The sequence below is a fragment of the Streptomyces galbus genome (genome assembly GCF_005280195.1).
GTDB lineage: Bacteria > Actinomycetota > Actinomycetes > Streptomycetales > Streptomycetaceae > Streptomyces > Streptomyces galbus.
Genome location: NZ_SZPR01000012.1, coordinates 679,328 through 698,666 on the forward strand (window position 1 = coordinate 679,328; position 19,339 = coordinate 698,666).

Sequence of the window (19,339 nt, forward strand, 5' to 3'; positions counted from 1 at the left end):
CCCGGGAGTCGCGGGAGTACCCCGGTTCGGGCGCCGGTTGCCCGCACACGCGTCCACGACCAGCGGCGCGCCCGAGCCGGGGGCGGGGTCAGGAGTGGCGGGCGTGCACCGGGCTGTGCGCGAATTCGTCCGGACAGGGACCGCGGGAGGTGTGCGCGCGCCGGTCGTGCAGCCAGTCGTACGTCGCGAGCGCCAGCGAGGCCGCCATGCCGACGAGGGCGGCGCACAACGCGGTGACGAGGGCCCCGCGGTAGTCGTGGCCGTGGCCCAGGACGACGTAGAAGAGGCCGGGCAGCGCGGCGGTGCCGACGGCCGCGCCGAGCCGCTGCCCGGTCTGCAGGGCACCGCCCGCCGCGCCCGCCATGCGCACGGGGACGTCGCGCAGGGTCATGGTGATGTTGGGCGAGACCACGCAGCCGCTGCCCAGACCGCCGACGAACAGGACCGGGGCGGCGATCCAGGGGGCGGTGTCCAGCGGCGCGAGGCGGAGCAGCAGCGCGGTGCCGCCCAGGCCGAGGATCACCCCGGACAGGCCGCCCACGGTCAGCAGCCGGCCGAACCGGTCGACCAGCCGGCCCGCGATCACCGCGGCGCACGCGGACCCGAGGGCGAAGGGGGTCACCGCGAGGCCCGAGCGCAGCGGTGAGAAGCCGAGCCCGTGCTGGTAGAAGAGCGCGAAGACCAGCCAGACGCCGCTGAAGCCGATGAAGTACAGGGTGCCGACGCCCGCCCCGACGGCGTAGCCGCGCACGGTGGTGAACAGCCGCGGGTCGAGCAGGGGCTGGGTGTCCCGGGCGACCAGGCGCCGCTGCCACCACACGAAGGCGGCGAGGAGCCCGGCGCCGACGAGGAACAGCCACCACAGGCCCCCGAGGCCGCCGGACTCGGCCTGCACCAGCGGGTACATCAGCGCGAGCACACCGAGGCCCAGCAGGACGATGCCGGGCACGTCCACGTGTCCCCGGCCCGAGCGCTGCGTCCGGGGCAGCAGGCGACGGCCGAGCAGCACGGCGAGGATGCCGATCGGCAGGTTGACGTAGAAGATCCACCGCCAGCCCTGGGGGCCCGAGGCCAGCGCCAGGATGGCGCCGCCGGCCAGGGGGCCCACGGCGGAGGAGACGCCGACCGTGGCGCCGAAGAAGCCGAAGGCGCGGCCGCGTTCGGCGCCGCGGAACATCTGCTGGATGAGCGCCGAGTTCTGCGGGGCCATGAAACCGGCCGCCAGGCCCTGGGCGAGGCGCGCCACCACGAGCAGCGTGATGCTGGGAGCCGCTCCGCAGGCCGCGCTGAAGAGCACGAACCCGCTCAGCGCGAGCAGGAAGATGCGGCGCCGGTCCAGGGCGTCGCCGAGGCGTCCCGCGGTGACGAGCGCGAGGGCGAAGCTCAGGGCGTACCCCGACACCACCCACTGCACCTGTGCCGGGGACGCGTGCAGGTCGCGCTGGACGGTGGGCAGGGCGACCGCCACGATCGTGACGTCGAGCAGGCTCATGAACCCCGCCACCAGCGTGACCCAGAGGGCCCGCCACCGACGCGGGTCGGGCTCGTGGTCGTCGTTCCGGGCGCCGGGCTGCCCACCGTCCCCCGATGCCGTCGACGTGCTCACACCTGCTCCTCTCACCGGGTTCGGACCCGGCGACCAGGTTCCCCCGCGGGGCAGCGGCACACACCCGGAGCCGGGCCGACGGCCGCGGTCCGCGCGGTGGCTGGGCACTTCCCGTGCCTCTATACAGGGAACAGGCGCCGCGGCCGCGGGCCACTCATGACACCGAGCGACCGGGAAGGACGTGCTGCGTTGATATCCGCTGTGGTGATCCCCCTGCTGCTGCTCGCCGCGGTGTTCGCACCCGGCCTCTACGAGGACTGGAAGACGCACGCGCGGCGGACGCGGCTGCCCCTGCCGCCGACCTGGCCGTCACTGCGGACCAGGCTGCGCCGCGCTGCGGGCGCGGGCGTACGGCACGGCACGGCGTGGGCCGCCGAGCGGATCGGGGGCGCCCGCCGACCCGTTCGGCGTACCCGGGGACACCGGCGAGCGGCCTGGCGCACCCAGGGACACCGCTGACGGACGCCGACACCGCGGACGGCCGAGTGCGAGTCGGGGCCTTCCCTCTCGTCAACGGAGCTGCCACCGCCGTCTGCTGGGGCCGCGGCAGCCCGTGCGCGACCCCTCTGGTCGAATCGGTGTTCCATTTGTGGAGGGAGGCAGGCTAAGGTCACACTCGGCGAGATCTTGTATGGAGGTGCCCGAAATGGAGAACAACGCGCCGGTACGCCGTGGGCGGCCGCCGGGCATCCGGCCTGTCGAGGGTCGGCTGACCGCTCGGCAGCAGGACATCGTCCGGTTCATCACGGCCACGGTGCAGCGGCAGGGGTACCCGCCGTCGATGCGCGAGATCGGCCAGGCCGTGGGCCTGGCCAGCACCTCCTCCGTCGCCCACCAGTTGATGGTGCTCGAACGCAAGGAAGTCCTGTACCGCGATCCGCACCGCCCGCGCGCCTACCGCGTCCGCGAGGCGGAACTCGCCGACCTGACCGACCTCTCGGAGCTGTCCGGCCTGCCGGAGCCGGCCGTGCGCGCGGCCGAGCAGCCGCGGCGGACGTCGGCCGTGGACGTGCCCCTCGTGGGCCGGATCGCCGCCGGTGTGCCGCTGCTCGCCGAGGAGATGGTCGAGGACGTCTACCCGCTGCCCCGCCAACTCGTCGGCGAGGGAGAGTTCTTCGCGCTGACCGTCTCCGGTGACAGCATGATCGAGGCGGCGATCTGCGACGGCGACATCGTGACCGTACGACGCCAGGACAGCGCCGACCAGGGGGACATCGTCGCGGCCCTGCTGGAGGACGAGGCCACGGTCAAGGTGCTGCGCCGCCAGGAGGGCAGGGTCTGGCTGATGCCCCGCAACCCGGCCTACGACCCGATCCCCGGCGACGAGGCTCGCATCCTGGGCAAGGTGGTCGGAGTGCTGCGGGTGCTGTGACACGGGGGCGGCCTTCCCGCGCCGGAGGCCGTGGCGCCAGCCATAGCCACAACTCCAGCCGTTGCCGTTGTCGTTGCCGGTTGTGATCGGTGTTGCCGTAGCTGTTGCCTTCGTCCGAGGAGGAGCCGTCGATGGCCGTTCGCCGTGTCGTGCCCACCATCTCGTCCGACGCCGCGCAGGAGAGCCGCGCCTTCTACGGCCTGCTCGGCTTCGAGGAGGTCATGGACCTCGGCTGGATCACCACGCTCGCCTCCCCGAGCCAGCCGGCGGCCCAGGTGAGCTTCATGGCGTACGACCGGACGGCCCCGGTGGTCCCGGACATGAGCGTCGAGGTGGACGACGTCGACGCGGCCTACGCGGCCGTGCGGGAGGCGGGCGCGGAGATCGTGCACCCGCTGCAGGACGAGGAGTGGGGGGTGCGCCGCTTCTTCGTCCGCGACCCGAACGGGCGGGTGATCAACGTACTGGGCCACCGCTGAACGCTCCCTCCCGCACTCGCCCCCGGTTTGTTCACCCGTGCGGCCCAGCATGCCGCCCTGCGCACGGGGCAGGCGCCCCGTCGGGGAGGGACGTGTTCCTGTGCACGTCTCCCTCCTGTGGGTGTGCCGACGTGAACCTCCCCCCGAGCTCGACGGCACGCCCACTGCCATGTCCGGACCGGCACCGTCACGCCGAACCGTGCGGGAGTGACCCGGTCGACCCCGCGCCTGGCTCCGACGGCCGAGAATGATCGCCGAAAGGCCAAAAGTCTTCGGTATACGACTGTGAACTGCGGGCAGGCGTACCAGTGTGCCCGGCGTTGTTCGGCGCCAACGCGGTGGCCGCGGATGTCCACCGCTACGGCCTGCTCCTGGTGGGAGTTCAGGGCCGGCGGGCGAGGTGTTTGCAGGGGAGAGGGATGGTCATGCTGCTTCCGGCCGAGAAGGAACTCCGTGCTGCGCTGGCTCGGTTCGCCCAGGCGCGAATCGAGCACGACCGGCGCCCCACGGGTGACACGAGCCGTGTGCTGGAGGACGCGACCTACACGCTGTGTGTGATGACCGGTGCCCGCACGGCCGACGACGCGCTGGCGGCGGCCGACGCGCTGCTCGACCGGTACTGCGTCAACCGCCGCAGCGCTGTCACCCAGGAGGAGGAGACGCTGGCGGCGTAACCGCGCACCGCATGCCGAGGCCGCGCCGTGGGGATGCCCACGGCGCGGCTTCCGCGTGTGCGGCCGTGTCGGCCCTTCTGGAGGGGGACCCGCGGTGGCTACTCTCCCGGGCGCCGGCGCCGGCGCCGGCGCCGGCACCGGTACCGACTCCGCGGGAGTCCCATCCAGCCGACGCGCCAGGTGATCCGCGCCGGACCAGAATGATCCGAAAGGCCCGGTTCGATCGCAAGGGTGCGGTGATGCACGACAACGCCGAGGACACAGGGCAGGAGCCCACGGAGCCCGAGCCGTACGACGAGGAGGCCGAGCCGGGGTACGACGAGGATGAGGGCGTGTACGACGAGGACATCGACGCGGCGGACGCCGCGGCCCTTCGTGCGGATCCCGACGTCTTCCTCGACGTCCCCCTGCTGAAGGTCGACGAGATCGACCTCGACGTCGAGGACCTGCGTGCCCACGTCTCCCTCCAGGCCGAGGTGCTGGACCTGCTCAGACTCAACGTGGGTGCCGACGTCTCGCTCGGCCGCGTCCACCTCGGCATCTCGGGCGTGGAGGCGCAGGCCCAGCTCAGGGTCCGCCTGGACAACGTCGCGACGATCATCAACCGGGTGCTCACCACGCTCGACCGCAACCCCGAGATCCTGCACGAGCTGGCCCGCGGGGTGGGCTCCGCGGTGCGGGACGTCGGCAGCGGAGCCCGTCTGGCCGTCGGTGAACTGGGCACGGGTGCGGGGGCGGCGGTGCAGGACGTGGGCCGCGGCGCCGGGGTCGCGGTCCAGGACGTGGGCCGGGGTGCCGGAGCAGCCGTACAGGACGTCGGTCACGGCGTCGGCTCGGCGGCCGTGGACGTCGGCCGGGGCGCGGGCCGTGCGGTCGAGGACGTCGGCGGTGGCGCCGGCCGTGCGGTCCGGGACGTGGGCGCCGGCGCCGGGCGCACCGTCGAGGAGGTCGGTGGGGGCGCGGGCCGCGCCGTCGGTGACGTGGGTGCTGCCGCGCGGCGGACCGTCGGGGACGTCGGCGGCGAGGCGGGGCGCGTGACCGGTGACGTGGCCGGCACCTCCGCGGCCGCTGCCGGGACGGTCGGCGCGGAAGCCGTCGGCACCACCAGGAAGCCGGCACGCAGGACGGCGGGCGGCCCCGCACGCCGTCGGTCGGAGCTGGCCGGGCGGAGAACGGCCCCCGAGGCCGCGGCCGAGCAGCCGGATGACGCCCCGCGCGGGGAGAGCGGCACGCGCCCGCGCCGCAAGCGCACCGAGGACGGGAAGCTCCCTCCGCGCCCGCGCCGCCGCCGGGCCACCGGGGAAGCCGGCGAGCCGCCCTGAACGGCGGACGCCGCGGCCCGGCCACCGGAGCCGGCGGCCTGGGACATCGCGTTCGCGTCGACGGTCCGTGCCGACCGGCTGCGCTTCGAGGAGGAACCGTCGACCGACGTCCGTTTCCCCGGCACCGGGGACCGGACGTCGACGAGCCGCAGCGAGCGGTCGCGCCTGCCCCGCCCGGTCGAGGCGGGCCACGACTACGACGACGTCACCGTCGCCTACCGCCTCGCGACCGGGATCACCGGCACGCCGGGCCGCGACCGTGACACTGAGCGGGGGACGGGTGAGCGAGGGAAGTGTGGGCCGGAAAGGTGAAGTGAGCGTCAAGTGCCGTCGTGGCAGGTTCCGTCGGGGGTGCCGTTCGGAGGGGTGGGCGACGTGCTGCGGCGCCGCCGCGTCACGGGTGAGCGGCCCGCCCGCGGGGCCGGGGGTCAGCAGGCGTCGTAGCGCCAGGTGTCGCCCTCCAGGGTCCACGGCTGGTCCCGCTGGTCGTACTTCGGCAGACCGCTCACCTTGTAGCTGACCTGCGCCCGAGCGCCGGAGACCTTCGCCCGCACGTCCGTCGCCCGGTGGTCGGGGCCGTAGTCCGCGGCCGCCTTGTTCACGACCGCCTTGTAGGACGCGGGCGTCGTCGTGCCCTGGCAGCGCTCGGAGAGCATGCCGTACGCCGTGTCGGCGTCGCCGGAGAAGTAGGACGCGGTGTAGACGGCGATCGCGGCCTGGAGGTCGTCGTTCTCGTGCGCGGCCGGCACGCTCACCGTGGGCTCCGCCACGGGTGTCCCGCTGTCACTGGCCGGTGCCGCGTCGTCGTCGGAGGACGAGCAGGCGGTCAGCGCGAGGAGTGCGGCGGCGGTGAGCGCGATGGCGGTGGCGCGGCTGTTCATGATTCCCCCGTGGGCGTGCGGTGTGTCCGGTGGTCATGATGCCGCGCGGGGCCCGTCCGGTTCCGGGCGGGCGCGGATGGAGGCGAATCCGCATTCCCGTCCCGATAGATATGGACGCGGCGTTCATATTATGCTTATATGGACTCAGCGTTCATATCTAGCTCCGGAAGGGGACTCCCATGACCACCGCACCCAGCACCCCCCGTCGCGTCGCCCTCGTCACCGGCGGTTCCGGCGGCATCGGCCGGGCCGTCGTCGAGCGGCTCGCGGCGGACGGCTTGGCCGTCGCCGTGCACTACGCCGGGAACAAGGGCAGGGCCGAAGCCCTCGTCGAGGAGATCACCGCCGCGGGCGGCCGGGCCGTCGCGGTGACCGGCGACGTGGCCGACGAGAAGGCGATGGAGGTCGCGTTCGACGCCGTCGAGGCGGCGTTCGGCGGGATCGACGTGGTGGTGAACACCGCCGGGATCATGGTCCTGGCGCCGGTCGCCACCCTGGACCTCGACGACCTGGACCGGATGATCCGCACCAACGTCCGCGGCACCTTCGTGGTCTCCCAGCAGGCCGCCCGCCGGCTGCGCGACGGCGGCGCCGTCATCAACGTCTCCACCTCCGTCACCCGCACCCAACTGCCCACCTACGGCGGCTACGTCGCGAGCAAGTCCGCCGTCGAGGGCCTCACGCTGATCCTCGCGCGGGAGCTGCGCGGCCGGGACATCACCGTCAACACGGTCGCGCCCGGGCCGATCGCCACCCCGCTCTTCCTGGAGGGCAAGGACGAGGCGACGGTCGCCGCCTTCTCCAAGGCCGCGCCGCTGGAGCGCCTCGGCGAGCCCCGGGACGTGGCCGAGTCGGTGTCCTTCCTCGCCGGTCCCGCCCGCTGGGTCAACGGCCAGGTCCTGTTCACCAACGGCGGCCTCGCCTGACCCCCGCCGCCCGCACCCCCACCCGTACGTCCGGAGGGACCCCCATGTCATCCGTCGTCCTCATCACCGGCGCCGCCACCGGCATCGGCAACCTCACCGCCCGCGCCCTCGCCGCGGCCGGCCACACCGTCTACGCCAGCATGCGCGACGTGCGCGGCCGCAACGCCGCCCGCGCGGAGGAACTCCTCGCCCTCGGCCGCCGCGAGGGCCACGACCTGCGCGTCGTGGAACTCGACGTCCAGTCCGAGGCGTCGGCCGAGGCCGCCGTCGCGACCGTCCTGGACGAGGCCGGCCGGCTCGACACCGTCGTCCACAACGCCGGTCACCTGTACGTCGGTTACGTCGAGGCGTTCACCCCCGAGGACATCCAGCGCCTCCTCGACATCAACGTCCTCGGCATCCAGCGCGTCAACCGCGCCGCCCTGCCCCACCTGCGCTCGCGCCGCTCCGGCACCCTCGTCTACGTCGGCAGCACGACCTCGGTGGTCGTACCGCCGTTCCTCGGCCCGTACGTCGCCTCCAAGTTCGCCGCGGACGCCCTGGCCCAGGTCACCGCGTACGAGGTCGGACAGCTCGGCATCGAGACCACCGTCGTCATGCCGGGCCCCTTCACCCAGGGCACCGAGCACTTCCCGAACGCCGACCGCGCCCGCGACGACGAACGCACCCGCGCCTACGCCGCCTTGGACCCGCTGGTGGCCCGCAACGAGAAGGCCACGGAGGGGCTGTTCCCGCCCGGCGTCGACGCGCACCCGCGGGCCGTCGCCGAGGAGATCGTCCGCGTTCTGGCCCTCCCGGCCGGAACCCGGCCCTTCCGCACGGTCGTCGACTTCAGCCGGGCAGGGGTCGAGGAGGTCAACGAGGTCCTGCGCCGCGCCCAGGAGGACTTCGTCACCCGGCTCGGCTTCGGCGAGCTCCTGCACGTCAGGACCGCCCCCGCACCGGAGGCGCCGCAGGGCTTCCTAGACTGATCCGGCCCGGCACACGAGCGAGGAGGACACCGTGACGAAGCAGGCCGAGGGCGCCGACGAGCGCCCGGCCCGCGGGCGGGGGCGCCGCCCGGCCGACGAGGTCCGCGCGGACGTGTTCCGCGCGGTCGGGGAGGTGCTCCTGACCGAGGGGATCGTTGGCCTGACGTTCGAGCGGGTGGCCCGTCTGTCCGGTGTCAGCAAGACCACGCTCCACAAGTGGTGGCCCTCCAAGGGCGCCCTCGCGCTCGACGGCTACTTCCACGCCGTCGAACAGACCCTCGCCTTCGAGGACACCGGCGACATACGCGCCGACCTCCTCCACCAGCTCCGCGCCTTCGTGCGGATCATGACCACGACCCCGGCCGGCCGCGTGGTGACCGAGCTGGTGGGCCAGTCCCAGACCGACGAGGACCTGGCCACCGCCTTCCGCGCCCTGTACTCCTCCGAACGGCGGCGCCTGGCGGGGGAACGCCTGGCCAGGGCCAGGGAGCAGGGCCAGATCAGGGCGGACGTCGACGTGCAGGTCCTGGTCGACCAGCTGTGGGGCGCGGTCTACCACCGCATCCTGATCCCGGACGAACCGGTGACGGACGCGTTCGTCACCAGCCTGGTCGGCAACCTCTTCGACGGCATCGCGGGCACCTGAGGCGCGCTCGACGGCATCGCCGCGCCTGAGGCCCGATCGGCGCGCACGCCGGCGATGAATTCCGGTCGGCCCGGGAGTCCCTACCCGTGACCGTCGTAGGGACGGTGCACGACGCCGCCCGCAGCCGACCTCCCGGAGGACACCATGACGACCACCCCGGACCCCTCGACCAGCGCGCTGCCCGGGCGTCCGCCCGTGGTGGACATCGCCACCTGGCGGGCCGCGCGGGAGGAACTGCTGGTACGGGAGAAGGCGCACACGAGGGAGGGGGACGCCATCGCCGCGGCCCGGCGGCGGCTGCCGATGGTGGAGTTCGACGGGAGCGTCGAGGTCGTCGGGGCCGACGGACCGGTGCCGTTCCTCGACCTGTTCCAGGGACGGGACGAGCTGGTGGTCTACCAGCACATGTGGCACGACGGCGCCCCGCACCAGGGCCAGTGCGAAGGCTGCACCAACGCCGCCTGGCACCTCAAGGACGCCGTCTACCTCAACGCCCGCGGGGTGTCGTTCGCCGTCCTGACCACCGGCCGCTGGGAGGAGGTGGCGCCGTTCGTCGCGTTCATGGGCTACACCCAGCCCTGGTACTCGGTGCGCGACGTGCCCCCGCCGGTCGGCGGCGACATGGGGTACGTCTCCTGCTTCCTGCGGGACGGCGACCGGACGTTCCTCACCTACTCCACGACCGGCCGCGGCAACGAGGCGTTCAGCGCGACCTTCGGCCTGCTCGACATGACGCCGTACGGCCGCGGCGAGGCGTGGGAGGACAACCCCGAGGGCTGGCCGGAGGGCAACAAGCCGTGCTGGTACTGGCGTTCGGACGCCGACGGCAACGCCACCTGGGGCCCGACCAGCCGCCCGGTACCGCAGTGGACGCGCCCCGGGGCGGGTCCGGTCGACACCCTGGGCCGCCGGGGACCCCACCGCTGACCGCCGGGACCGGGCCGGACCTCCGGGGACGCCGCCCGGCCGGTCAGACGAGGACCTCCGGCCGGGCCGGGTCCAGGTGGTGCACGGCCGTGTGTGCGGCGTGCGGGGCGAGCAGGGCCCGCAGCTCCTCGGCCGCGGCCCCCAGAAGGTCGCCGTCGCGCTCGGCGTGCAGGGTCTCCAGGGCGAAGACCACGTGGGTGGAGTCCTCGGTGACCCGGGTGCGGTGGGCGTCGCGGTGGTTCCAGTGGCGGGTGAGGACACCGTCGGCGTCGGCGTAGACGACCTCGCCGGGCTTGGGGTGCTCCACGGTGTCGGGTTCGCCGAGCGGGGTGAACGCCTCGGTGCCGTCCGCGGGCCGGATGTCGACGTCGCCCGCCACCCGGTCGAGGTCGAACGCGCCCGCGGGCAGGCCGTGCCGGACGGAGACGGCGTTGTAGGAGTCGACGGCCGGGTTGATGCGCGGCAGCGACCCCCTCTTGGCGAGACGGCGGCCGAGCGCGTCGACGCTGGGCCGGACGCGTCGCGGATTGGTGCCGAAGGAGCGGTAGGCGGTGTGCCAGGCCTCGATGCGGGGGTCGGTCTCGTCGGCGGGGGCCCAGGTGCCGTCGGCCAGGCGCTGTTCCAGGTCCGCCACGGCGGCGGTGGTCAGGGGCCAGGGTTCCCGGCCGCGCAGGCCGGTCGCGGTGACGAGGGCGACGAGGGTGCCGGGGAAGGCGTCGGCGACGGCGGTGCCGAGGCGGAAGGCAGGCATGGCGGGGAGGTCCGTTTCCGTGCGGGTCGGGGGTGTCAGGGTGCGAGCGGGGCGCGCCGGGAATGTCAGGTCCAGCGGCCGATACGGTCCAGGCGCCGGAGCTGCTGGCGGGCGGCGGGCGCGTCGAGGCCCTGGTCGCGGGCGGTGAGGTGGCCGGCGACGGCCGTGCGGTGCTCGACGGGCTTGTGGTCGTCGTACTTGAACTTGGCCTGGACGTCGGTGACGTCCAGCCGCAGCCCGCGGATGCCGGACAGCATGCGCCCGTACGGCGGCCGGTCCGCGGCGACGGCGGCGTGGTCGCCGTCCGGCTGGAAGTGGGCGAGCTGACGGCGCAGCAGGTCGGCCTTGTCCTGCGGGTCGTCGACGATGCGGGCGCGGCAGGTGAACCGGACGGCCGTGTAATAGCTGGTCGGCACGCCCTCGGCGGGCGGGGTCCCGGCCGGGGCACGCCAGGGGCCGGGGACGAAGGCGTAGTCGCCGATGACCGTCAGGGCGACGTCCGGGTCGCGCTCGATCGCCGCCCAGACGGGGTTGGGCCGGGCGAGGTGCACGAGGAGCCGGCGCCCCTCGGAGGCGAAGTGGGTGGGCACGGTGTGGGGCGGCCGGCCGGGCGTCCCGTTGACGACGAGCAGCCCGAAGTCGTGGCCGGCGGCGATCCAGCGCTGCCACTCGGCGTCGTCCAGGCTCGCGTCCCAGGGGTGAACCAGCATGCCGTGCTCCTCCGTACCGTCCATCCCTTACGATCCATCCGAACGACCGGACCGTACAACAAAACGACCACCCTCTGTCAATCAAACGACCGGGCGGTCCAGTGGAACGATCGATGGATCTGATCGACGTGCTCGATGTGATCTCACGTGATCCACGTGTCAGGAGGGAGACCAGGTGGCGGAGACTGCCGCGGCGCTGCGGACGGTCGCGCACAACGTCCGGGCGGCGCGCCTGCGGGCGGGGCTGTCGCTGGAGGAACTGGGCCGGCGGGCCCAGGTCAGCAAGGGCGCGCTGGTGGCGCTGGAGAAAGCCCAGGGCAACCCCAACCTGGCCACCCTCGTCCGGCTGGCCGACACCCTCGGCATCTCGGTGTCCGCCCTCATGCAGGGTCCGCCCGAGGGGCGCGTACGGGTGGTGGCCGCGGACGCCGTGGCGCCGCTGTGGACGGGGCAGCGGGGGAGCGAGGCGCGGCTGATGCTCACCACCTCGGGGCCGGCCCCGGTCGAGGTGTGGCGCTGGCGGCTGGAGCCGGGCGAGGAGTACCCGAGCCACCCGCACCAGGCCGGGGTGGTGGAGACCGTCAGTGTGACCGCCGGCCGGATGACCCTGCTCGTCGACGCCGCGGAGCACACCGTGGAGGCGGGGCAGACGGCCACCTTCGACGGCAGTACGTCCCACACGTACCGCGGCGCGGGCACGGAGACCTGTCACCTCGTCATGACGGTCCACCTGCCACCGGGACCCGGCTCCGCGGCCTGAGCCGCCTCGCCGACGGGCGCGGTGCGCGGGCGCCCGGTCAGTCGCCGGCCCACACAGTGGACCGGGGCCGACGGTGCGTGGCCCGGGATGCGGGACCCGACCCGCGCACCTACCGTCGAAGCGTCCCACCGGTGAACAGGTCGGGCTGGGTCGTCGACACGGGAGGAGACCGGCATGGGCCGCGCCAAGAGCGCCCGCGGTAGGAACACGCGCAGGCAGCCGAAAGGATCCGGCGCCCGGCCCTCCCCCCACGGCGGCCAACAGCCGCCCGGCACGGCGGCCCCGGCTCCACCGGCGGCCCGGGTCGTCCCTCCGGCCCAGGTCGCCCGGTCGGCCCAAGTCGCCCCGCCCGTCCGGGTGATGGTCCCCGACACCGCCCCTCCGGCCGCCCCGGCGCCTGTCCAGCAAGCGGCCCTGCCCGCTCCGCCGCCGGCCGGAGCGATGGCCCACTCCTCCCAGCCCGGCCGGCAGCTCACGCAGGTCGACCTGTGGTCGGTGGCGGCCACCAGCGCCCTGGTCTGTCTCGCCCTGGGCGTGTGCCTGGCGGTGGCCGCCTCGCTCACCTGGGTGGTGATCGACTTCCTGAACCCCCAGCCGGAGGCGGGACCTTCGCCCGTCTGGGGACTGACCTTCCTCGCCGTCACCCTCACGGTGGAGGTGGTCCTCGGGACCGCCCTGGCCACCGTCGCCGCCTTCTTCTACAACCTCTCCTCCCGCATCACCGGGGGAGTGCACCTGAGGGTGCGGGACAGCGCGGGGCCCAGCGTCGTGGAGGTCACGGCCCTGCGGGAGTACCGGCGCCTGCGTGCCGCCCTGCACCGGTGCGCCGCCGTCCGCCTGCGGCCGGCCGCTCCCGCCGGCGTCCAGGTACGGCAGGTGGCGGGCGTCCAGGGCGCCGAGCACTGACGGCCGGCCCCGCGGGGCTCGCCGTGGCGGGCTCCCCGACGAGGCCGGCGCCCGGCGTCACGCCTGGGCGAGCAGCGGGTCGTACGGTGACGAGCGGCGGCGGCCGGTCATGAAGGACACGAAGTCCTTGACGAACGCGCTGCGCGTGTACGTCGTCCCGGTCGCCGCCGTGTCGCGGTGGAAGGCGGTGCGGAACAGGGCGCGGTACTCCTCCGCGTCGATGGTCTGGTTGCCGTCCTTGTCGGTGACGTCGAAGAGGACCTCGGCCACCTTGATCAGGGCGGGCCCCGCCAGGGACGGTACGGCGGCCGCGTACTCTTGGGCGCTCACCCGGCCGTCGCCGTCGGTGTCGAGGGCGGCCTGCAGTTCCCGCCACCAGGCGGCGAAGGCGTCGTAGAGCCGGTTCTCCTCGGGTTCGTCCAGGTCCAGGCGGGTGGACAGCTCGCGGGCCATGGCGGCGAGGTCGGGCCAGTCGAGGTAACCGTTGCCGGTCTGGTCGAGCACCTCGGCGAAGAACTCCTCCGCGCCGCGCCGCGGCCCGCTGTCCGCCGCGGCCGGCTCCGGCTCGGGGGACAGCGGGCTGATGAGCCGGATGAGGGCGCCGGCCCGGTGCATCGCGTCGCGCAGCGCGGTGACGGTGCGGGCGCGCGGGTCGTCGCTGCCGGGGGAGAGGGCGAGCAGATCGGTGATGGCCTCCGGCCTGCGCCAGCCCTCGGGCAGCACGCGGGCCAGCCCGGCGGCCAGGTAGGCGCCCTGCATGAGGGTCGGGGCGCCGGGAAGTTCGGGCAGTCCGGCGCGCCGGCGGAAGGGCTCGGGCAGCGACGCCACGGTGACCGCTCCGATGACCGGCCCGACGAGGGCACGTCCCGCCGCCCACAGCGTGGGCAGTCCGTTCAGCAGGGCCGGGGCGGGGAGGTGGTCGAACAGCTTGTACAGGACGATGCGCATCGCCTCCGTGTTCTCCAGCTCCTCCTCGACGACCCGGTCGTAGTAGCGCCAGAAGTCGGTGAGCGAGACGGGGAGGTGGTCGGCGTGCCCCTCCAGCGCGGCGAGGAACCCCCGGAACTCCTCGTACAGGCGCTCCATCACGTCCTGTTCGAGGGGCTGGCCGCTGAGCCGGCACATCGTCACCGTGCTCTCGAACAGGGTGGCGACCACCCACGCCCGCACGGCGGGGTCCATCGCGTCGTAGGGGCGGTGCCGGTCGTCGGCGCCGCTCATCCGGGCGTGCAGGCGGTTGAGCCGTTGCGCCTCGCGCTGCCGGGCCTGCTCGTCGGAGCCCCACATGCGCTGCAGGCTCACGAGGGTGTTGCGCAGCCGGCGCCAGGGGTGCGTGACGAACGTGGAGTTGTCGATCAGGGCGGCGCCGACCTGCGGGTGCGCGGCCTCCAGGACCGTCGCCCGGATCATGGCCAGGGCCCAGCGCGGGTCGTGGAAGAACTCGTGGAACTCCGAGCCGGGTCCGAACAGCGGGTGCGTCGCCTCCTGGGCGCCGGGCCGTGACGGTCCGCCGTCGTGGTCCGTCGGGTCGGCACCGGGGCTGTCGAGGGAACCGTCGTCTGCGTGGGTCACGTGCGGTCTGCTCCGTTCTGGTGCTGGTAGGAGGGCTGCTCCGGGGTGGGGTGCGGGTTCCGGCCGCGGCCGGGCCCCTCGCCCTGGCTGCGGACCGGACCCTGGCTCTGGGCGGGCAGGACACCGCCGAAGCGGCGTTCGCGGCGCTGGTAGGCGTGCAGGCAGTCGAGGAAGTGCGCGGCGCGGAAGTCCGGCCACAGCACCTGCGGGAAGACCCACTCGGCGTAGGCGACCTGCCAGAGCATGAAGTTGGAGATGCGCTGTTCGCCGGAGGTCCTGATGACGAGGTCGACGTCGGGGGTGTCGGGGAAGGGCAGGTGCGCGGCGAAGCTCTCCTCGGTCACGGCGTCGGCCGGGACGCCGCTGCGGATCAGGGACCGTGCGGCCTCCACGATGTCCCGGCGCCCGCCGTGGTCGAAGGCGACGGTCAGCGTCATGCCCCGGTTGTCCCGCGTGAGGGTCATCAGGTCGGCGAAGTCCCGCGCCAGCGCGCCGGGCACCCGTGGGTCGCCGACCCCGAGGAAGCGGCAGCGGATGCCACGCGCGTGCAGCAGGGCCGCGTGCTTGCGGACGACGCGGCGCACCAGTTGCATGAGGAAGCCGACCTCCGTGCTGGGACGGCTCCAGTTCTCGGTGGAGAACGCGTACAGGCTGAGCCATCCGACGCCGGCCGACCGGGCCGCCTCGATCACGTCGATCACCGCGGCCTCGGCGGCCCGGTGCCCCGACGTCCGGGGCAAGGACCGCTGGGCGGCCCACCGCCCGTTGCCGTCCATGACGCAGGCGACGTGCCGAGGCGTCCCGCGCACACTCATGTCCGCCCCCCATGACGACGACACCGCAGCTCACGGCCGTGCTGCGGCCACTCCTCCCAGGGTGCCAGCGCCGGACGGGGCAGTCGGTCCCGCCGAGGACAGTTCACCCTTCGCACGTCTGTACGGGGAGACCTCGGCGCGGCTAGGTGGTGCCTACAATGGAGTCGATCGTCTTGTGACCTGGATCACAGGAGGAGGCGTCATGAGCACCCCGACCACCGACCAAGGAACCATCGGCGACCCCGGCCCCCTCGGCCTCGCCGCCTTCGCCGCGACGACGTTCGTCCTCAGTACGTTCAACGCGCACCTCATCACCGACCAGCGGCTGGCGGCCGTCGTCCTGCCGCTCGCGCTCTTCTACGGCGGACTCGCCCAACTCCTCGCCGCCATGTGGGAGTTCCGCAAGGGCAACACCTTCGGGGCCACCGCGTTCGGCTCCTTCGGCGCCTTCTGGCTGTCGTACGCCGCCTACGCGAAGTTCGTCGCGCCCGGCCTGCCGGCGTCCACCGCGCACCAGGCCACGGGGCTGTTCCTGCTGGTGTGGGCCGTCTTCACGGTCTACATGACGGTCGCCGCGACCCGTACGACCGGGGCGATCCTGGCCGTGTTCGTCATGCTGTCCGCGACGTTCGTCGTGCTGTGCGCCGCCGAGTTCGCGCAGTCGCCCAACACCGTGAAGGCCGGCGGCTGGCTCGGTCTCATCACGGCCGTGTGCGCCTGGTACGCCTCCTTCGCGGGCGTCACCAACTCCACCTACAGGCGTGCCGTCGTGCCGGTCTTCCCGAACCTCGGCGAGCACCTGCGCTCGCGCCGCACGCACCACCACGGACCTTTCGGAGCCCACGCATGACCGGCTCGGGCATGACCGGCTCCGGTGGCGAGACGCTCTCCAACCTGCTCCACGAGGAGCGGCGGTTCCCGCCGCCCGCGGAGCTGGCCGACGCGGCCAACGCCACCGCGGCGGACTACGCACGCGCCGACGCCGACCGCCTGGCCTTCTGGGCGGAGGCGGCCCGCCGGCTGGAGTGGGCCCGGCCCTTCGACGAGGTGCTCGACTGGAGCCGCGCCCCGTTCGCCCGCTGGTTCACCGGCGGGCGCCTGAACGCGGCGTACAACTGCCTGGACCGGCACGTGGCGGCGGGCCTCGGGGAGCGGGTCGCCTTCCACTGGGAGGGCGAGCCCGGCGACACCCGCACGATCACCTACGCGCAGCTGACGGCCGAGGTCTGCCGGGCGGCCAACGCGCTGCGGTCGCTCGGCGTGCGCGCCGGCGACCGGGTGGCCCTCTACCTGCCGATGATCCCGGAGACGGTCGTCGCCATGCTGGCCTGCGCCCGTATCGGCGCCCCGCACACCGTCGTCTTCGGCGGCTTCTCCGCCGACGCGCTGCGCAGCCGCATCCTCGACTGCGACGCGCACGTGGTGATCACGGCCGACGGCGGCTACCGACGGGGGAAGCCCTCGGCGCTGAAACCCGCGGTCGACGAGGCGCTGCGGGAGTGCCCCGACGTCCGCAGCGTGCTCGTCGTCCGCCGCACCGGACAGGAGGTCGACTGGACCGACGGGCGGGACGTGTGGTGGCACGACCTGGTGGACGCCCAGCCCGCCGAGCACGAGGCCGAGGCGTTCGACAGCGAACACCCGCTGTACATCATGTACACCTCGGGTACGACCGCCCGTCCCAAGGGCATCCTGCACACCACCGGCGGCTACCTCACCCAGGTCGCCTGGTCGCACTGGGCGGTGTTCGACGTCAAGCCCGACCGGGACGTGTTCTGGACGGCGGCGGACATCGGCTGGGTCACCGGCCACTCCTACATCGTCTACGGCCCGCTGGCCAACGGCGTCACCTCCGTGATGTACGAGGGGACACCGGACACCCCGCACCGCGGCCGCTGGTGGGAACTGATCGAGAAGTACCGCGTGTCGATCCTCTACTGCGCGCCGACCGCGATCCGCACCTTCATGAAGTGGGGCACCGACGTCCCCGCCCAGTTCGACCTGTCGTCGCTGCGCCTGCTGGGCTCGGTCGGTGAGCCGATCAACCCGGAGGCGTGGATCTGGTACCGCCGGCACATCGGCTCCGACCGCTGTCCGGTCGTGGACACCTGGTGGCAGACCGAGACCGGCGCCCAGATGATCAGCCCGCTGCCCGGGGTGAGCGTGTGCAAGCCGGGCTCGGCGCTGCGCCCCCTGCCGGGCATCGCGGCCGACGTCGTCGACGACACCGGCACACCCGTGCCCGACGGCGCCGGCGGCTACCTGGTCCTGACCGAGCCGTGGCCGGGGATGCTGCGCACCGTCTGGGGCGACGAACAGCGGTACGTCGACACGTACTGGTCGCGCTTCCCGGGGACGTACTTCGCCGGGGACGGCGCCAAGAAGGACGAGGACGGCGACATCTGGCTGCTGGGCCGGGTCGACGACGTCATGAACGTCTCCGGGCACCGCATCTCCACCACGGAGGTGGAGTCCGCGCTCGTGTCCCATCCCCGGGTCGCCGAGGCGGCGGTGGTGGGCGCGGCCGACCCGACGACCGGGCAGGGTGTCGTGGCCTTCGTCATCCTGCGCGGCGACGGGGGCGAGCCGGGCGCCGGCGGCCCGGCCGACGCGGACGAGGTGGCCGCCGCACTGCGCTCCCACGTCGCCAAGGAGATCGGCCCGATCGCCAGGCCCCGCCAGATCCTGCTGGTCGCGGAGCTCCCCAAGACCCGCTCCGGCAAGATCATGCGCCGTCTGCTGCGGGACGTGGCCGAGAACCGCGCCCTCGGCGACGTCACGACGCTCACGGACTCCGCGGTGATGGACGAGATCCGGGAGCGGCTGCCGTCGGGGGGCGCGGGCGGAGGCGACGGGGGCGAGGAGGCGTAGGACCGTCGGGCGCGGCGGGGTCGAGGACGGTGAGGGGGCGCAGGACCGGCGGGAGGTGTTCAGGCGGCCGTGAGGACGATCTTGCCGCGGAGGTGACCCCGGGCGAAGCGCTCGTGCGCCGCCCGGGCGTCCTCGAGCGCGTACGTGCTGTCGATCGCCACGCGGACCGTGCCCGCGTCCAACAGGCTTCCCAGCTCGGCCAATTGCGCACCGTTCGAGCGGACCTGGGCGCTCGAGACCGTCACGCCGAGCCCGGCGACCTCGGCCTCGTCGAACACCCCGGGCAGGACGGGGAACAGGGAGCCGCCGCGCTTGAGCGTGCGCAGGAAACGCCGGCTGTCCGGGCCGCCCACCGCGTCGAGCACGAGGTCGACGTCGCGCACGACGTCCTCGGCACGCTCCTGGGTGTAGTCGAGGAACCGGTCGGCGCCGAGGTCGCGCAGGAACGACTCGTGTCCGCCCGACGCCACCGCGACCACCCGTGCGCCCCTCCACTTCGCCAGTTGCACGGCGAAGTGCCCCACGCCGCCTGCGGCGCCGTTGACGAGCACGGTCGTGCCGGCGTCGAGCCGCACCGGGCGGTGCGGCGCGTCCTGGAAGGGGGAGGGGTGGTCGTGCCCCACCTCGATCAGGAACTGCCACGCCGTCAGCCCGGCCATGGGCACCCCGGCGGCGTGCACGTGGTCGATGCCGGCGGGCTTACGGGCCAGGTCTGCGGCGGGTGCGGCCACGTACTCGGCGTACGCGCTGCCCGCGAAGCTGGGGAAGCGCAGCAGGCCGAACACCTCGTCGCCCACGGCGAAGCGGTCCACGTCCGGGCCCAGGGCCTCGACGACACCCGACACGTCGGTCCCCGGGATGGCGGGCAGGGTGACCGTCACGTCCGCGCCGGGCACGCTGGTCAGCCCGTCGCGCAGGAGCCGGTCCGGGGGATTGACGGCCGCCGCGTACACCCGCACGAGCACCTCACCCGGACCGGGCTCCGGGACGGGCGCGTTCTCGTACCGCAGCACGTCGGGGCCGCCGTGCGCGTGGAGCCGGACGGCCTTCATGGTGCGTGTCGACATCGTTTTCTCCTGCAGGGGGCACGGGGATACGCTCATCCGGAGCGGCGGTCCACATAAGTGAACCACTGATCCGAATATATGGA

Annotated in this window: 20 protein-coding genes; 13 read left to right on the forward strand and 7 right to left on the reverse strand. The window is 73.7% G+C overall.

Features of this window, described 5'->3' with window-relative positions; all coding sequences use genetic code 11:
* Positions 1–88: 88 nt before the first annotated feature.
* Positions 89–1,606: an MFS transporter gene (locus E4U92_RS16095; protein ID WP_137301046.1), complete on the reverse strand. Its 1,518-nt coding sequence runs from the start codon at positions 1,604–1,606 to the stop codon at positions 89–91.
* A gap of 189 nt (positions 1,607–1,795) precedes the next feature.
* Between E4U92_RS16095 and E4U92_RS16100 the strand changes: the two genes are divergently transcribed.
* The 5 genes from E4U92_RS16100 (at position 1,796) to E4U92_RS16120 (ending at position 5,453) form a co-directional block, all read left to right on the forward strand.
* Positions 1,796–2,065, forward strand: a complete 270-nt coding sequence (locus tag E4U92_RS16100) for a hypothetical protein (RefSeq protein ID WP_137301047.1) — start codon at positions 1,796–1,798, stop codon at positions 2,063–2,065.
* A 187-nt stretch (positions 2,066–2,252) separates the two neighbouring features.
* Positions 2,253–2,978: a transcriptional repressor LexA gene (lexA, locus tag E4U92_RS16105; RefSeq protein ID WP_174863879.1), complete on the forward strand. Its 726-nt coding sequence runs from the start codon at positions 2,253–2,255 to the stop codon at positions 2,976–2,978.
* Between the two features lie 131 nt (positions 2,979–3,109).
* Positions 3,110–3,457 (forward strand): VOC family protein, encoded by a 348-nt coding sequence (locus E4U92_RS16110; protein WP_137301049.1) that lies wholly within the window; start codon positions 3,110–3,112, stop codon positions 3,455–3,457.
* Positions 3,458–3,882: 425 nt separating this feature from the next.
* The gene (locus E4U92_RS16115; protein ID WP_067238715.1) at positions 3,883–4,131 is read left to right on the forward strand and encodes a DUF5133 domain-containing protein; all 249 of its coding nucleotides are present in this window, start codon (positions 3,883–3,885) and stop codon (positions 4,129–4,131) included.
* A 239-nt stretch (positions 4,132–4,370) separates the two neighbouring features.
* Positions 4,371–5,453 carry a hypothetical protein gene (locus E4U92_RS16120; RefSeq protein ID WP_137301050.1) on the forward strand — a complete coding sequence of 361 codons (1,083 nt, stop codon included), beginning with the start codon at positions 4,371–4,373 and terminating at the stop codon, positions 5,451–5,453.
* Positions 5,454–5,881: 428 nt separating this feature from the next.
* Here the strand turns inward: E4U92_RS16120 and E4U92_RS16130 are convergent, their stop codons facing one another.
* Positions 5,882–6,334: a hypothetical protein gene (locus E4U92_RS16130; RefSeq protein WP_137301051.1), complete on the reverse strand. Its 453-nt coding sequence runs from the start codon at positions 6,332–6,334 to the stop codon at positions 5,882–5,884.
* 179 nt (positions 6,335–6,513) lie between these two features.
* Between E4U92_RS16130 and E4U92_RS16135 the strand changes: the two genes are divergently transcribed.
* From E4U92_RS16135 to E4U92_RS16150, 4 genes are all read left to right on the forward strand, one after another.
* Positions 6,514–7,260 (forward strand): SDR family oxidoreductase, encoded by a 747-nt coding sequence (locus E4U92_RS16135; RefSeq protein WP_137301052.1) that lies wholly within the window; start codon positions 6,514–6,516, stop codon positions 7,258–7,260.
* A 44-nt stretch (positions 7,261–7,304) separates the two neighbouring features.
* Positions 7,305–8,231: an SDR family NAD(P)-dependent oxidoreductase gene (locus tag E4U92_RS16140; protein ID WP_137301053.1), complete on the forward strand. Its 927-nt coding sequence runs from the start codon at positions 7,305–7,307 to the stop codon at positions 8,229–8,231.
* A gap of 31 nt (positions 8,232–8,262) precedes the next feature.
* Entirely contained in the window at positions 8,263–8,877 is a 615-nt protein-coding gene (locus tag E4U92_RS16145) for a TetR/AcrR family transcriptional regulator (protein ID WP_137301054.1), read from the forward strand.
* 144 nt (positions 8,878–9,021) lie between these two features.
* Positions 9,022–9,804 (forward strand): DUF899 family protein, encoded by a 783-nt coding sequence (locus E4U92_RS16150; protein ID WP_137301055.1) that lies wholly within the window; start codon positions 9,022–9,024, stop codon positions 9,802–9,804.
* 43 nt (positions 9,805–9,847) lie between these two features.
* On the opposite strand, the gene E4U92_RS16155 is transcribed toward E4U92_RS16150, so the two are convergent.
* Together E4U92_RS16155 and E4U92_RS16160 are read right to left on the reverse strand one after the other, a co-directional pair.
* Entirely contained in the window at positions 9,848–10,555 is a 708-nt protein-coding gene (locus tag E4U92_RS16155; RefSeq protein WP_137301056.1) for a B3/B4 domain-containing protein, read from the reverse strand.
* A 65-nt stretch (positions 10,556–10,620) separates the two neighbouring features.
* Positions 10,621–11,265: an FMN-binding negative transcriptional regulator gene (locus E4U92_RS16160; RefSeq protein ID WP_137301057.1), complete on the reverse strand. Its 645-nt coding sequence runs from the start codon at positions 11,263–11,265 to the stop codon at positions 10,621–10,623.
* Positions 11,266–11,440: 175 nt separating this feature from the next.
* Between E4U92_RS16160 and E4U92_RS16165 the strand changes: the two genes are divergently transcribed.
* Complete coding sequence (locus E4U92_RS16165) at positions 11,441–12,025, forward strand: helix-turn-helix domain-containing protein (protein ID WP_137301058.1); 585 nt, start codon at positions 11,441–11,443, stop codon at positions 12,023–12,025.
* A 441-nt stretch (positions 12,026–12,466) separates the two neighbouring features.
* Positions 12,467–12,931, forward strand: a complete 465-nt coding sequence (locus E4U92_RS35925; RefSeq protein WP_168725129.1) for a DUF3566 domain-containing protein — start codon at positions 12,467–12,469, stop codon at positions 12,929–12,931.
* 57 nt (positions 12,932–12,988) lie between these two features.
* Here E4U92_RS35925 and E4U92_RS16175 read toward each other — a convergent pair whose 3' ends face one another.
* On the reverse strand, positions 12,989–14,401 hold the full coding sequence (locus E4U92_RS16175) for an oxygenase MpaB family protein (protein WP_229862150.1): 1,413 nt from the start codon (positions 14,399–14,401) through the stop codon (positions 12,989–12,991).
* 98 nt (positions 14,402–14,499) lie between these two features.
* Positions 14,500–15,318 (reverse strand): polyprenyl diphosphate synthase, encoded by an 819-nt coding sequence (uppS, locus tag E4U92_RS16180; protein WP_137301060.1) that lies wholly within the window; start codon positions 15,316–15,318, stop codon positions 14,500–14,502.
* A gap of 202 nt (positions 15,319–15,520) precedes the next feature.
* Here uppS and E4U92_RS16185 point away from each other — a divergent pair, with 202 nt between their 5' ends.
* The gene (locus E4U92_RS16185) at positions 15,521–16,168 is read left to right on the forward strand and encodes an acetate uptake transporter (protein ID WP_137301061.1); all 648 of its coding nucleotides are present in this window, start codon (positions 15,521–15,523) and stop codon (positions 16,166–16,168) included.
* Complete coding sequence (acs, locus tag E4U92_RS16190) at positions 16,165–18,189, forward strand: acetate--CoA ligase (RefSeq protein ID WP_229862093.1); 2,025 nt, start codon at positions 16,165–16,167, stop codon at positions 18,187–18,189. Before E4U92_RS16185 ends, acs begins: the two co-directional genes overlap by 4 nt.
* Before the next feature lie 59 nt (positions 18,190–18,248).
* Here the strand turns inward: acs and E4U92_RS16195 are convergent, their stop codons facing one another.
* A complete protein-coding gene (locus E4U92_RS16195) occupies positions 18,249–19,256 on the reverse strand; it encodes an NADP-dependent oxidoreductase (protein ID WP_174863881.1) in 1,008 nt (335 codons plus the stop codon).
* Positions 19,257–19,339: the final 83 nt, after the last annotated feature.